The sequence below is a fragment of the Methylovulum miyakonense HT12 genome (assembly GCF_000384075.1).
Taxonomy (GTDB): Bacteria; Pseudomonadota; Gammaproteobacteria; order Methylococcales; family Methylomonadaceae; genus Methylovulum; species Methylovulum miyakonense.
The window spans coordinates 2,013,936-2,028,680 of the sequence record NZ_KB913025.1; the positions used below are offsets into that span (position 1 = coordinate 2,013,936).

Genomic DNA, 14,745 nt, shown 5'->3' on the forward strand with positions numbered 1-14,745 from the left:
ATTATGGACAAGTTCCAGGCGGAGCTGCCAATGGGTCGATTCTTGCCCGACCCATTGGGCTTATGACAATTCTACGGGATTGGTTGTCATCATGTGAGCCATCACATAAAGTAAAAGTGTCGCCTATCGGAGTCCAACTGAGGCCATTGGGTAAATAAGTCGCCCGGTCATCGTAACTATTGCCCGTTCTCAGCGTGTAACCCGCTGGCAATGCTTCGTGGCTCCGCAATAGACAGTCTTGGTTGGGCAAGCATTGTGTGGCCACATCAGGGATAAAGGTGTTGTCACCATCGGCATCGACAAAAATATCCCAACCGGATTCCCAAACCGCCGAATTAGAGTCTTTCCGTAAGATGGTGACTTGAATCCCCCGCTTGACCGCCTCGCTCCTGGCAAAACTTAATGCGCCGATTAACTCATTAGTTGCGCCCGTTAACCGGCTATTGCTGATCATGGTCTGGAAGCTGGGGGTGGCGATGCCAACAAGGATTGAGGCAACCGCTAGCGTTACCATTAATTCAACCAGAGTAAAGCCGGGCAGTGATTTTCTGTTGTGCATTAGTGGATGGAAGGTTGTCTGGTTAATTTTATTTGCCACCAACAAACCTGCACTTTTTTTCCTGCAGGGATATGGCAGAAAACGGCAGTGCGTTAATGCGTGGCTTCATTTAATGGGGTGGGGCGCAAAGCTAGGTTTGTACCCCCTAAAAAGCACGGATTTAACCCATCACCATTTTGTTTTCAATTTACCCAAGAATTGCTAAACCGTTTGGCAAGATTGCCGTCAGGTATATAAAGCAAATCATTAGGGTTAGTATAGTTTCAATTCACGATATTTAAAGTTAAATAATCGTATTACGGTTGTTGGTTTTATTCCCTTGCCAGGAGTTTGTGCCTATTGCTTTCCTGACAAGGGATATTAGCGGTTTTTACGGCTTTCAGGGTTGGGGGTGGCTGGGCGCGAACTCATTTATGTATACGGCAATTGGCCATAATGTACTTATTTGCACGTCAGCGGAACCGGTATTTTTCCTAGTGGCTACGCTCAATAATATAAAGCGACAAATCGCGCAATAAATTCGCTTCGTCCCCAAAAATGCTTAAATTGTCCAGAGCCATTTCATGCAGCTCCCTGGCTTTTTGTTTGGCGCCCGCCATGCCCAATAATGCGGGGTATGTCGGTTTGTTGTTGTCCTTGTCTTTGCCTTGTGTCTTGCCCAAGGTCGCCGTGTCACTTTCTTCGTCCAAAATATCGTCTTTCACTTGGAAAGACAGGCCGATACATTTGGCATAGTGGTCAAGCTTGATCGCCACTGCCGGATCCAAATCACTTTTTGACAAGGTCGCCAGGGTGACGCTGGCCCGGATCAATGCCCCTGTCTTGTGGATATGCATGTTTTCCAGTTCAGGCAAACTCAGCATAGTGCCGACCGAATCCAGGTCTATCGCCTGGCCGCCGACCATGCCTTGCGAACCGCTGGCTTTTGCCAATGCGGTGATCATTTTCAAACGGTTGGCATCGCTGGCGACAATGCTAGGGTCATGGGCCAGAATTTCAAAGGCCAAAGCTTGCAAGGCATCACCGGTCAAAATGGCCGTCGCTTCATCAAATTCGATATGGCAGGTTGGTTTGCCACGGCGCAAAGCGTCATCATCCATCGCTGGCAGGTCATCATGGATTAAGGAATAGACATGGATAAACTCAACCGCACACGCCGCGCCATCCAAGGCTGCCGGAGCAATGCCTAAGGTCTGTCCGGTGGCGTATGTCAATAACGGGCGTGTCCGTTTACCGCCATCCAACACACAATAACGCATGGCTTGATGGAGCTTTTGCGGCAAAATGCGTGCGCTTGGCAAGCGTTGTTCCAGCGCGTGCTCGACACGGTGTTGGCAAAAACTAAGGTATTCTTTTAACGCTTGGCTCATCGGTAAAGGGCTCCAGGGATTGAGTGCCGTTTTTTTCTATCAGGATCTGGACTTTTTGTTCCGCTTCTTGCAATGCCTGTTGGCAGGTGCGGGTCAGGGCGACGCCACGCTCAAAAGACTTTAATGATTCTTCCAAGGCAATGTCGCCTTGTTCTAGGCGGTTGACCAGCTGTTCGAGTTCGGCAAGCGCGTCTTCAAACAAAGTCGCAGATTTTTTTTTCGGCATGTACAGGGGGATTAAAAATAGGGCTGGTTTAAAAGCGACATTATATATGAAATCAGTGGCGGCATGTTTATGGGCAGAAATTGAATCGTTGCAATAGGGAAGATTGCCTGTAAGTTATCCGATTTTTGTTAAAGTAAACGGGAGTGTCCAACTATAAAAGTTGCTGTGGATAAAATAGCCGTAGTGGTTAGTCATTTGTTTTTTGTTACAATACATAGCATTATTAATTTTACTGATTACTAGGCGAGGAAAGGCGATGATGAAACATATGATTTTTGCGGGGGCATTTTTATTGGCAAATGCCCTGGCTGGCGAGGCAATAGCCGCTTGTAGTGTTGGTGGGGGCTGGACACAGGTGCAGAACTTAGTTGCTGCGGCGACGAACAATAACGCTGCCTTAGGCCGGACGGCTTGTAGTTTGGTTGGGCAAGGCACGCAAGAGGAACATCATGCTAATGGTGAATTGTGGGACTACAAACTAGGTAACGGCCATCCGGTAGATCCAAGGGTTCAGGTTGGTACGTGGTCTGTATCTAATGATGGTACGACTAATGCCGCGATTTCATATAATTATTTTGATGGCGGCTCATTTGGGCCTTTCAAAGTTTTCATCAACGCAGGGGTCTCTGATTTTTGTAATGCCAGTAATGTTAGTGTAGGCACATTTAATTATGTTAATACTACGGGGACAACTCGGGTCTGTCCTTAACCTGATTAAGCTAAAGGTGTTTTTTAAAACCCTTGCCACACAATTATGTGCGCAAGGGTTTTTTATGTCAGATTGTTTTTGGGCTATTAAGGATTAATTCGCGTAATTTCTACAAAATATTGCAAATATTCCTATGAACCGTCGCCTTTTCTTCGTCACCTTCGCTTACTGGTTGTTTGTCATTTACGGTAGCCTTGTCCCGCTTGAATTTAAATACATTCCTTTCGAAACGGCGTTAAGCCAATTCACTAATATCCAAAACCTCACCCTAGGCGCAGAATCCAGAGCCGACTGGATAGCGAATATTGTCCTTTACATCCCTTTGGCATTTGCCGCTTCCGCATCCTTTGGCGCGATACGTTACCCGATAGTCCGCGCTTTTTTGTCGGTATTGGTGTTGCTGTTTTGTTTGGCGACGGCGGTGGGCATTGAATTCACTCAATTATATTTCCCGCAACGCACCGTTTCTTTGAATGATTTGGTTGCGGAAACCTTAGGTTCTGTAACAGGCGTTTTGGGCTGGCAATTTTTCGGGGCGTATTTTGCCAAACTCTATGCGCAAATGTTGCGCGGTAGTTTGGTGTCGGCGCAGGCGGCGATGGTTTTTTATTTGCTGGTTTATATCGCACTCAGCCTGTTCCCTTATGATTTTGTCACGTCTTTTGATGAATTGTCCGTGAAGCTGGAGCAAGGCAATGATGCGGTGGTTTTGCCGTTTGATGCCTGTGCCTCGGAGCCCTTGCGTTGCGGGGTGAAATTATGGGTGGAAATGCTGGTGCTGATGCCGTTAGGCATACTGTTTTGTTGCATCCCGTATTTGCGCAATCCCTTGGCCGTGGTGGTGTTGGTCGGGTTTTTTCTAGGCCTCATTATTGAAATAACCCAAGTTTTTTTAATATCCGGCAATGCCCAAGGCCTTTCTGTGCTGACCCGCATGGTTGGCATGGGTGCAGGGGCGAGCCTGTTCGCTTGGGCCAAACAACACGATTTTGGCGACATTATGCGGCAGTTACGGCGTGGCGTAGGGATGGCCATCGTGCCGTATTTATTATTGGTGCTATCGGTTAACGGTTGGTTCGCAGGTGGCTGGCTATCGTCCCAGGAAGCCTTGCAAAAATTATCAGAGACGCATTTTTTACCGCTGTATTATTTTTACTACACGTCTGAAAGCGTTGCCTTTGTCAGCCTGTTAAGCAACATAGGCTTGTATTTGCCGGTGGGTGTTTTGTGCTGGGTAGTTTTTTTTAAGCAGGACCGTGAAGAGGGAAGTTATGCCCCGCATTGGGCTTATGTGGGCTTGCTGGCGGCCGTATTTGCCCTTGTGGTTGAGGCAGGGAAATTGTTTTTAGCGGATAAGCACGCTGACCCTAGTGATGTGTGGTTGGCTTTTATTGCGGCAGCGGTTTGCTATGAGTTATTGAATCGTTTGCCGCAATGGTTGGCCCACGATAAAACGGTAATGCCAACGATCTTTGCCGAGCCTTTGGTTGCGGTTCCAGAAAAGCCAGTTGACACGGTTCTGCCTGCTGAAGAAACCAACAAACATTGGCGGGTACTGTCATTTTTGTTGTGGGGGGTGATTGCCGTCAAATTGTCCGGCTACCCTATCGCCGCCGTTGCTGCCGCTTTGGGGGTGGCTTTCATCGCTTACACCTTGTTGCTTAGGCGTTTCCCTTATGCTTGGTTAATCGTCGTCCCGGCCTTGTTGCCCGTCATGGATTTTACCCCATGGACAGGCCGGTTTTTTTTTGATGAGTTCGATTTGCTGATCCTGGCGACGTTGGCGTTTTATTATTGGCAAAAACCCAAAGCACGGACGCGGACGTTATTGTCCGTTGCAAGCCTTTTTTTGTTGGTGGCGTTCACCTTGTTTTATACGGTGAGTTTGTTTAAGGGATTGTTGCCTTTGCCAGCAATCGACGCCAATGCCTTCAGCAGTTATTACAGCCACTACAATAGCTTGCGCGTCGCCAAAGGGTTTTTCTGGAGTTTGCTGTTGCTGCCATTGTTGCAGCTCACGCTACGGCGTTACCCATACGCGCCCCATTATTTCGCTTACGGGGTGCTCTTAGGATTGGCTGGCGTGTCCTTGTTTACGGTTATCGAACGGATGGTTTTTGTCAGCTTGTTGGATTTTGCCAGCGACTACCGCATTAACGGTTTGTTTTCGACGATGCATGTGGGTGGCGGGCATTTTGAATCGTATTTAATGCTGGCCTTGCCGTTTATCGCAGTCTTGTTTGTGGAACCAAGGCCTAAGCCCATTAACATTTGCGCCGGTGTTGGTTTGTTTATTGGCGGTTTTTATGCCTTGTTGGCGACCTTCTCGCGCGGCGGCTTGATCGGTTTTGCCATAGCTTTTGTGGTGTTATTGCTTGCCTTGCTGGTTTGTTACCGGAAACGCTTCCGGTTTACAAAAAGCCTGTTGTTGCTTGTGCCCTTGTTGGTGGCGGCTGTGCTGATGGCCTTGCCGGTCTTGCGTGGTAGCCTGTTCCAACAACGCCTTGAGGCCGTCGGGCAAGACCGTGATAGCCGTGAATACCATTGGCGCGACGCCCTTGCGATGATGGATGATGACCTGGGCACGGGGATGTTCGGTATGGGTTTGGGCAGTTATCCCCGGACTTTTTTTTGGCTGAATACAGAAAACATCCGTCCTGGCACTTATGAGACCGCCACCGAAAACGGCAATCATTATTTACGTTTACGGGGGGGGGATGCCTTGTTCATGGGGCAGTATGTGGCTGTCGAAGCCCATACGGACTACCGTTTAGTGATGGATGTCAGGGGTGAAACCGCCCACTTGACTTTAAATGCGTCGCTTTGTGAAAAATCCGTACAGTATTCCATCAGCTGCAGCTCAGTGGACACGGTGACCGCTAAGCCAGGGTGGGGGCATGTCGAGCAAGCCCTTAACAGCGGGAATGTCGGCGGGCCCGTCGTTGGCGGTTGGTTGAAGCGCCCTGTCCAGTTGGCATTTTTTAACGGCGACGCCACAGGTAAATTACTGGATGTCGATAATGTGCAATTGTTGGATAAAAACGGGGATAACGCGGTGGCAAACGGTGATTTTTCTAAAGGCGGTGATTTTTGGTTTTTTGCCACTGAAAAACATAACCCTTGGCATATCTTTAATTTTTGGGTGCATCTGTTGTTTGACCAAGGCTGGCTGGGGGCGGGCGCGTTTGTGTTGTTATTTGCCAACGGGCTTTTCACTTGCTACCGAAAGCTACGGCGGCAGGATTTGTTTGCGGCTATCACTTTGGCCGCTTTCAGCGGTTTTATGGTCGTTGGTTGGGTAGACAGCCCCTTTGATGCGCCCCGTTTGACGCTGTTGTTTTTTTTGCTGCTGTTTTTGGCTTTGCTGCGGACACCTAGCGCATGGGCCCAGCCCCATGTGAGGAAATTGCCTTGATTATTCGGGTGGTTTAGTTTTTAGTACGGCAACGGTTGTTTGTTAAGGGGGCGTCCATCGTGAAAATAACCAGGCTAATAAAAGTTATTGCCGCTGATTACCTGATTTGTTCCGGCCTATGCCTGAATGTGCTGCTCATCGGCCTTTATGTTTACGACGTGACCCTTATCCATTTGGTTTATGAAAGGGCGGAAAAAGTGTTGCAATCGGGTTTGTCCCGCAATCCGCCTATAAACAAGCAGGGCCAACTAAAAGAACAATTGGCCAACGACATAGCGGGTAATTTTGGGGAATGGCGGCCATTGCCGCATTTTGAGCCGGTTGCCGCCGGACAGGCCAGCGTCGATGGCATCCTGTCCAATTCTCTAAGCGACGCGATGGCGAACCTCCATGATGGCCAGCTGCTGGTGATAGGTTCAGGGACTTATCGGGAGCCTTTGGTGGTCACCGCCAACAATGTCACCATCATCGGTTCGGGACGGGTGGCCTTCGATGGCGCCACAGCCGAAGGCAAGGCGGCCATTGTGACCAAGGGCAAGCAGATCACTATCAGCAATATTGAATGCAAAAACATCGCCGTTGATGACCTAAATGGTGCTTGCATCCGTTCCGAAGGGGGTAGCCTGACGGTGGACCATGTGTATTTCCACGATTCCGAACAGGGCATCTTGGCCAATAACAACCAATATCTGCATATTTCCAATAGCCGTTTTGAGAAACTGGGCAAATATGGCAGGGCGCATGGGGTCTATGTCGGGGAGGGCGGGGAATTGCTGGTCGAAAATAGCCTGTTCCTGGCTTCGGTGTCCGAAGGGCATGAGATCAAATCACGCGCCAGCAAAACCATCATCAAAAATTCTGTGCTTGCCTCGCTGGATGCCGATGATAGCCGCCTGATAGATGTCCCAAACGGCGGGGAATTGCTGGTCGTCGATTCGGTTCTGGAAAAAGGCCCGCAAAGCGTCAACGCCACGGCGATAGGCTATGGCTTGGAAGGGATAAAATATGGCCTGAATTCCATTACGCTCAAGAAAAACGTCATTATCCTTGAACGTGACGGGCAAAATGCCTTGTTGGACAAACCTGCAAAAGAACCCATACCGCTAAGGGTCGTCGGCAATATCATCGTCTCTAAGGACGAGGTGGATGTCCAAGGCTTGAATTGGCCCTATTTGTCCAGGCAAGAGGCGAAGATGGAGGCCTATCCCAAGCTCCCGGTTTTAGAAGACAAACAACCCTAAAAATGTAGTGCCTAGGGCTCGGTCAATGTTGAATTGCCAGACTTATTTTCGTAGGGGCGGACGGTTGCCCGCCTGATCGCCGCGGACTTTGGCACAGGCCCTAAAAAAGGCGGACAACCGTCCGCCCCGGGTTTAGATTGGCCCGACTAAAAATTATTGACTGGGCACTGGGGCCTGTGGGGCACTAAGCACTACCCCACGGGCCCTTGAAAGTTAAATCACCCCTTTTTCGATTACGGGCAACACCCAATATTGGATCCCCGCACCAGAAAACTCCGCTTTCAGCAGCGTCAATAACTCCGCCAAACCTTGCGCGTCGACATACATCTGGAAACGGATCCTCTTCTGCCGCCCGCTGACTTGCTCGGCCAATGACAAGCCTTGGTTTTCATGGTGATGGGCGTTGACCGGCAGGCTGCTGAAACCGTGTTCGGCTTCCAGCGTCAACAGGCTGTCGACCACGGCTTCTTCAAGGCTGGGCGGGACGTTAAGCGTGAGTAGATATTCACTGTGGGTCATACGGTTGCCTCGTTTGGGTTGGCTAGCTCTGCTTTGTCCTGGCCAAATAACCGGAAGAGTATCGGCAGTAAAAATAAGGTGAGGAATGTTGAGGACACCAGCCCGCCGATGACGACTATCGCCAAGGGGCGTTGGATTTCCGACCCGGGGCCGGTGGCGAACAGCAAGGGGATCAAACCGAAGGCGGCGATGCTGGCGGTCATCAGCACCGGCCGCAAACGGCGGGAGGAACCGACCAGCACGACTTTGGCAATGTCCATGCCCGTGGCGAGCAATTGGTTGAAATAGCTGACCATCACCACGCCATTGAGCACGGCGATCCCCAATAGGGCGATGAAGCCGACCGAGGCGGGGACGGACAAATATTCCCCCGACACCCACAAGGCGAACACGCCGCCAACCATCGCCAGCGGAATGTTGGACAACACCAAGGTGGCCTGGCGCACCGAGCCAAACGTGGAAAACAGCAGCAAAAAGATCAGGCCTAGCGATACGGGGACTACCACGGACAAGGTGGCGGCGGCGCGTTGCTGGTTTTCAAACTGGCCGCCAAATTCTAAGGTGTAGCCTATCGGCAACGCCACCTGCCCGGCGACGGCTTTTTTGGCCTCTTCGACAAAGCCCACCAAATCCCGGCCTTGGACATTGCTGCGCACCACGGTAAAGCGTTGCCCGTGTTCGCGGCCTATCGCCACCACGCCTTCGACTTTTTTCAGTTGCGCAATCGCCGTGACCGGGACATGCCCGCCATTGGGCAAGGTGATTTGCAAATTGTCAAAATTGGACGTGTTGCTGCTGCCCCGTAAAATCAACGGGGTACGCTTGATGCCTTCCTGGATAATGCCCAGGTTCAGGCCTTCGATTTGGGCGCGCAACAAGGTCTCGATGCTGTCGCTGTCCAGCCCCAAACGTCCGGCGGCGGATTTGTTGATCGTCAGTTGCAGGAACTGCATCCCGGCGTTTTGTTTGACGAAGACATCACTGGAACCGTTGATGTGCCTGAGGGTTTCGGCGATTTCGATGCCTTTTTCGTTGAGTACCGCCAAATCGGGGCCGAACAATTTCACGGCGACATCGCCGCGTGTCCCGGTGAGCATCTCCGAAACACGCATTTCTATCGGCTGGGTGAAACCAAAAGCGATGCCGGGGGTTTGCATCATGACCTTGCGGATGTCTTCGATCAGATGCTCTTTATCAGGGGTATGCCATTGCTCTTTGGGTTTCAGCACCAAAAAGGTGTCGGTTTCGTTTAGCCCCATCGGGTCTAGGCCCAGTTCATCAGAACCGACCCGCGAAACCACTGTGGCAATTTCGGGGACATTTTTCAGCAAGTTCTTTTGTACCTGGCCATCCAGCATCACCGATTGCGCCAAGGTGATGGACGGCAGTTTTTCCAGTTGCACGATGATGTCGCCTTCATCCATGGTCGGCATAAAGGTGCTGCCGATTTGCATGAACACGACCACCGTTGCCGCCATCAGCACGCCCGCGCCAACAAAAACTTTTTTGCTGTTGTCCAGGCACCAAACCAATGTGGGCTTATAAAGCGCCTGCAAATGCCTCGGTAGCCACGGTTCCTCATGGGACACTTCTTTCAAGAGATAGGAGGCGATCACCGGGATCACGGTCAGCGACAAGATTAAGGAGCCGCTCAAGGCGAACACGATGGTCAGGGCGACAGGCGTAAACAGCTTGCCTTCCAAGCCTTGCAGGGTCAACAAGGGCAAGAACACGATGATGATGATCAAAATGCCTGACGTGACCGACGCGGCGACTTCGCGGGTGGCGCGGTAAATGACATGCAGGCGTGGCAAACGTTGTGCGGTTTGGGTGTGCGCCAGATGGGTGATGAGGTTTTCCGTGACCACCACGGCGGCATCGACCAACATGCCGATGGCAATCGCAAGCCCCCCCAAGCTCATCAGGTTGGCGGACATGCCCATGGAGTTCATCAGGATGAAGGTGAACAGCGCCGCCAACGGCAAGGCCAAGGCGACGACCAAGGCCGCGCGTAAATTGCCTAAAAACAGCAGCAACAGCACCACGACCAACGCGATGGCTTCCAGTAAGGCATGCAATACGGTGTCCACGGCCTTATCGACCAGATTGCCACGGTTGTAAAACACTTTGGCTTCAACGCCTTTAGGGAAGGCCTTGCTGATTTGCGCGAGTTTTTCTTCAATGCCGACAATGGTTTGCCGCGCATTGGCGCCGCGCAAGCTGAGCACCAAGCCCGTCACAGATTCGCCGTCACCGTTTTTGCTGACCGCGCCATAACGGGTTAACGCGCCAATTTTGATCTCGGCAATGTCGCCAACCGTCACCGGAATCCCGTTTCTGTTGTCAACGACCAAGCTGCGCACATCGTCCAGCGTTTTCAAGCGGCCTTCGGCGCGGACGATCAGGGCTTCTTCACCGTCACTGAGCCGGCCTGCACCATCGTTGCGGTTATTGTTTTTCAGGGTTTGGACCAGTTTGTCCATATTGATGCCACGCGCCGACAAACGGGTGTTGTCGGGGATGACTTCAAAACTCCTGACCATGCCGCCTAGCGAGTTGACATCGGCGACCCCGGGTACGGTGCGCAGGGCAGGGCGGATCACCCAATCCAGCAAATTACGCCGTTCCATCAGGCTTAAACCGCCGCCTTCAATGCTGAACATAAACATTTCACCCAACGGCGTGGTCATGGGCGCAATGCCGCCCTGGACGTCGGCGGGCAAGGAGCCCCACAAGGTGTTCAGGCGTTCGGCGATTTGCTGGCGCGCCCAGTAAATGTCGGTGCCCTCGGTGAAATCGACGGTGATGTCGGTCAACGCGTATTTGGCGACCGAGCGCAACATGGTTTGGTGCGGGATGCCCAGCAACTCAACCTCAATCGGCGCGGTGATACGCGCTTCGATTTCTTCGGGGGTCATGCCGGGGGCTTTGACGATGATTTTCACCTGGGTAGGTGACACTTCGGGGAAAGCGTCAATCGGGATTTGCTGGAAGGCGTAATAACCGCCGCCCGTCAGCATCAGCACGACGATCATCATCAGTAGCCGCTGGCTTAAGGCAAAACTGATCAAATGTCCCATTATTCGCCACTCCCCAAGCCCAACCAATTGGCTTTGAGCGCGACCGCGCCTTTGACGGCGATGGTTTCTTCGCCCGTGAGCCCGCCGCTGATGGTGGATTCGTCATTCTGTTTGCCGATGACGGTGACGGGCCTGGCTTCAAACCCATCGTTGGTTTGGACAAACACAAACGCCTTGCCTTCTTGTTGGGCAATCGCCGTGTTCGGCACAGTAAAGGCTTGGGTGCTATGGGGTTGGATAATCTGCGTGTTGATGCGCTGGCCAGGACGCACATCCGCTTGCCCGCCTTTAATCACCGCCCGCGCCAGGATAGTTTGGTTTTCAGGGTTGACCGCTTGGCCTAGCAGGGTGATTTTTGCGGTTACCGGCAAGGCTTGGGTGGTTTTGCGCTGTTCCAGTTCCTGGGTTTCGGTGACGGGTTTTTCCAATAAGACCTTGTCGCCGATTTTGATTTGCCCGATACGCTCTTGCGGGATGTTGATCTCCAGCCAAAGTTCTTCCAGATTGGCGATACGGTACAGGGGCGCGAAACTGTCAATACGCGCCCCGGCGACCGCCATCCGTTCCAATACCACGCCCGTGATGGGTGAGTGGATATACAGCAGACTGGATAAACGGTGGGTTTTTGTCAGGCGGTCTATCTCGCTTCGGGTCATGCCGGCAATTTCCAGTAATTGGCGGTGTTCATGGGCGACAAAGTTTGCTGAATTGTACTGGCTACGGGTTTCTTGCCAGCGGCGTTCAGGGGTCACGCCTTCATTAAACAATTTTTTGTCGCGCTGGAAACTGATTTCACTTAAGGCCAAATCGCTGGCGGCTTTGAGATAAAGCTGTTGCAGGGATAGCAAGTCCGAACTGTTGAGTTCGGCCAGCACGTCGCCTTGCTTGACGTTATCGCCGATTGCCGCCGTCAGTTTGGTGATCAGGCCCGCTTGCGAGGCGCTGACGATATATTCATGCGCCGGAGGCACCACAACCTTGGCAGGCGCATAGAGCACCGGAATTTGTGAGGCAGGGGACGGCTTGCCTAGGGCCACGCCCAAGTTATTGCTATGTTCCGTAGAAATTTTGATGGCATTGTCCAGCGCGTGGGCTGGAGAAAGGCATGGCGGCAACACCATCAAAAGTGCGGCCACCAACAAATTATCTAAAACATTACGGAACGGCTTGCAAAGTTGTTCCGGCTTTGTGCATAGGTGTGTGGGAATTGTGTGGTTTAAGGGCGTAATCATGGCATGGCTCCTACGGCTTGGTTATAAAATGCCTGGTCACGTTCCAACATCACGGCGCGTTCTTTGGCGTTCAAAATGGCTTGTTGGGTGCGTGATTGGATTTTCAGCAAATCAATCAAATCAATTTCCCCTACCGAAAATGCCGTTTGGGTCATGGTCAAATGCTGTTCGGCGACTTGTTTCAATTCATTGGCGATGCCCAATGCCACCCGGTTAACCTCCAGATTATGCTCGGCCTCGTGATGGAGCTGCTCCAGATTGCGGTACAACAATTCCCGCTCGGCAATCAGGCGGTTCAGTTCCACATTCAGCGCGGCGATATGCGGCTGGATATGCGCGCTGCCGCCAAACGGCACGTTGACGCCGATGTTGAAACTCTCGGTTTTGTTACTGCGCGGGTCGTTGGTTAAGCTGTCGCTATTGACGCCAATCGCCACGTTGCTTTGCCCCGACCCGATCAGTTTCACCGCGTTTAGCTCCGCTTGCTTACGGTCGATTTGGCTGTTGATGGCTTGCAAGGCGGGATGGTTTTGTTGGATTTCCCGCAACCCCACCAGTTTCTCGGCAAAGGCGCCAGGCATTTTTGTGGTTTGTGTCAAGCTGGAATAGCGTTTGCGCGAGTGCATCAGTTCCGCTTCCGCCATCGTCAGCAGCGTACGTTTTTGCAACAGTTCGGTTTGTGCCAGCAATTCATCGGCACGGGGCAAATCGCCCAGCTCCACACGGCGTTTGATCTTTGCCAATAGCTGCTCAAAAACCGCAATTTCCGCTTGCGCCTGTTCATAACGGATTTTTTGCAGGGATATGTCCCACAAAGCGGCACGGACTAATCCGGCGATACGCAAACGGGTTGCCTGCATCTGCATTTCCGCGCTCATTTCGGCTTTCGTACCCGTTTTCCGTTCCGCCTCCCGTTGCCCCACATTCCACAACGGCACTTGCACTTGCGCGTCAATATAATGCAGGGTGCCGCTGGTTGCTTCCTGAAAGCGCAAGCTCGCTTGTGGCGCGCCTGCAACCCAGCTTTTGCCGCGTTGCGTAATCGCCGTGGCTTCTTCTTCCAAGGCGTTTAGCCAATGGGTGTCGGGGTACTTTTCCATCGTCAACTCAACCAGCTTGCCTAAGCTTAAATGGGGGTCCACGATGATCGGGTCCTGATGGGGGACGAGGGTGTGTTCTTGGGGGGCGGCAACTTCGTCGGCGGCCATGCAGGCAAAGGCGGCAAGCCCCAGTGGTAGCGTCCCCAAAAGGGCGGCTAGGCAAACAGGCCTAAACCCGTAGCGGGGGTGGGGGGTCATATCAGTCATAAAGTCGTCTCAGTGCGGCTCAAGCCGTGTGTTAGCTGGCTAAGGGGGCGGTGGCGGGGTAAACCAATTATCTTCGAAAACGTTAGCCGTTACGAAAAAAAACGCTGCTAAGGTTTACAACGCAAACCTAGTGCCCAGTCATTGATTTTTTGTCGGGTCAGTCAATCCGTAGGGGCGGGCGGTTGTCCGCCTTGTTTATGGCCTATGCCAACATCCGTAGCGATCAGGCGGGCAACCGCCCGCCCCTACGAAAATCATACTGGCAATTCAACATTGACTGAGTACTAGTGTGTCCAAGCAAACGGGAAGGAAAAAGGTGGGGCGCGGGGAGCATGGGGGGTGAAGAGAGAACCGCGGGCTATCGGTGTTGCCGGATGGGGGAGCCACTTTACTTCATCAGACCCGGCAAGATAAACGCTAAACGCCCACCAAGCCGTATGCAGATAATATGCGACGGCATGATCCGGCAAAACATCCCGTTGGACGGGCTTCATGCCGCTATCGACATCCACCAGCACCCCTTCGGAAGGGGCGGATAAAGCCGCTTGCACATAACCATCAAGGCCATCTGGCGCATGGCTTAATGTTTCCAGCCCCGGGATGTGCAGTTTGCCAAACCCGGTGTCCAGATCTGCAAATGCGGCCCGTCCTGCATGTGCATGGACTAGGGGCGTAAGCAATTGGAGCAGCACCAGCAAAGCAAGCAGACTGATACGGATGGCTGGGAGCATGTAAAAGGGGGCCTTTGTGAAGTTAAACAGGAGTGGCTGGCATTATAGCATTGAGTGGCTGTTTAGGGGGTAGAACCGTATCGCTGAAAATCCGCCGGATACCCTGTGTCCGGGCATTTAATCCTAATACGGCATGTACAGGAAATATCTTTAGCAAGGGTCATTGCCGATACATGGGCTTGGGTAATGGGCCAAATGCCCGGATTGGCTGGGCTGGACGTAGTGTAAACCTAGTGCCCAGTCAATGTTGAATTGCCAGTATGATTTTCGTAGGGGCGGGCGGTTGCCCGCCTGATCGCTGCGGATGTTGGCACAGGCCATAAAAAAGGCGGATAACCGGTCCGCCCCTACGGATT

At 52.2% G+C, this 14,745-nt stretch carries 11 protein-coding genes; 3 read left to right on the forward strand and 8 right to left on the reverse strand.

The annotated features are described in order from the left end of the window. Position 1: 1 nt before the first annotated feature. The 3 genes from METMI_RS0110375 to xseB form a co-directional block, all read right to left on the reverse strand. Positions 2-559 carry a GspH/FimT family pseudopilin gene (locus METMI_RS0110375; RefSeq protein WP_019866223.1) on the reverse strand — a complete coding sequence of 186 codons (558 nt, stop codon included), beginning with the start codon at positions 557-559 and terminating at the stop codon, positions 2-4. 473 nt (positions 560-1,032) lie between these two features. Continuing rightward, a complete protein-coding gene (gene ispA / locus METMI_RS0110380; protein ID WP_019866224.1) occupies positions 1,033-1,929 on the reverse strand; it encodes a (2E,6E)-farnesyl diphosphate synthase in 897 nt (298 codons plus the stop codon). Then, a complete protein-coding gene (gene xseB / locus METMI_RS0110385) occupies positions 1,901-2,155 on the reverse strand; it encodes an exodeoxyribonuclease VII small subunit (RefSeq protein ID WP_019866225.1) in 255 nt (84 codons plus the stop codon). The genes ispA and xseB overlap by 29 nt, the downstream gene beginning before the upstream one ends. A gap of 256 nt (positions 2,156-2,411) precedes the next feature. Between xseB and METMI_RS25430 the strand changes: the two genes are divergently transcribed. The 3 genes from METMI_RS25430 (at position 2,412) to METMI_RS25435 (ending at position 7,520) form a co-directional block, all read left to right on the forward strand. Next, positions 2,412-2,864, forward strand: coding sequence for a hypothetical protein (locus tag METMI_RS25430; protein ID WP_019866226.1), 453 nt, complete (start codon positions 2,412-2,414; stop codon positions 2,862-2,864). 133 nt (positions 2,865-2,997) lie between these two features. Next, entirely contained in the window at positions 2,998-6,279 is a 3,282-nt protein-coding gene (locus tag METMI_RS0110395; RefSeq protein ID WP_019866227.1) for a VanZ family protein, read from the forward strand. 59 nt (positions 6,280-6,338) lie between these two features. After that, positions 6,339-7,520 carry a right-handed parallel beta-helix repeat-containing protein gene (locus METMI_RS25435; RefSeq protein WP_156829817.1) on the forward strand — a complete coding sequence of 394 codons (1,182 nt, stop codon included), beginning with the start codon at positions 6,339-6,341 and terminating at the stop codon, positions 7,518-7,520. Positions 7,521-7,733: 213 nt separating this feature from the next. Here the strand turns inward: METMI_RS25435 and METMI_RS0110405 are convergent, their stop codons facing one another. The 5 genes from METMI_RS0110405 to METMI_RS25440 form a co-directional block, all read right to left on the reverse strand. Beyond that, the gene (locus METMI_RS0110405; protein WP_019866229.1) at positions 7,734-8,039 is read right to left on the reverse strand and encodes a DUF3240 family protein; all 306 of its coding nucleotides are present in this window, start codon (positions 8,037-8,039) and stop codon (positions 7,734-7,736) included. Next, positions 8,036-11,119: an efflux RND transporter permease subunit gene (locus tag METMI_RS0110410; protein ID WP_019866230.1), complete on the reverse strand. Its 3,084-nt coding sequence runs from the start codon at positions 11,117-11,119 to the stop codon at positions 8,036-8,038. The genes METMI_RS0110405 and METMI_RS0110410 overlap by 4 nt, the downstream gene beginning before the upstream one ends. Next, a complete protein-coding gene (locus METMI_RS0110415; protein WP_019866231.1) occupies positions 11,119-12,351 on the reverse strand; it encodes an efflux RND transporter periplasmic adaptor subunit in 1,233 nt (410 codons plus the stop codon). The genes METMI_RS0110410 and METMI_RS0110415 overlap by 1 nt, the downstream gene beginning before the upstream one ends. Continuing rightward, a complete protein-coding gene (locus tag METMI_RS0110420) occupies positions 12,348-13,658 on the reverse strand; it encodes a TolC family protein (protein ID WP_232215203.1) in 1,311 nt (436 codons plus the stop codon). The genes METMI_RS0110415 and METMI_RS0110420 overlap by 4 nt, the downstream gene beginning before the upstream one ends. 284 nt (positions 13,659-13,942) lie before the next feature. After that, positions 13,943-14,389: a hypothetical protein gene (locus METMI_RS25440; RefSeq protein WP_019866233.1), complete on the reverse strand. Its 447-nt coding sequence runs from the start codon at positions 14,387-14,389 to the stop codon at positions 13,943-13,945. Between the last annotated feature and the right edge of the window lie 356 nt (positions 14,390-14,745).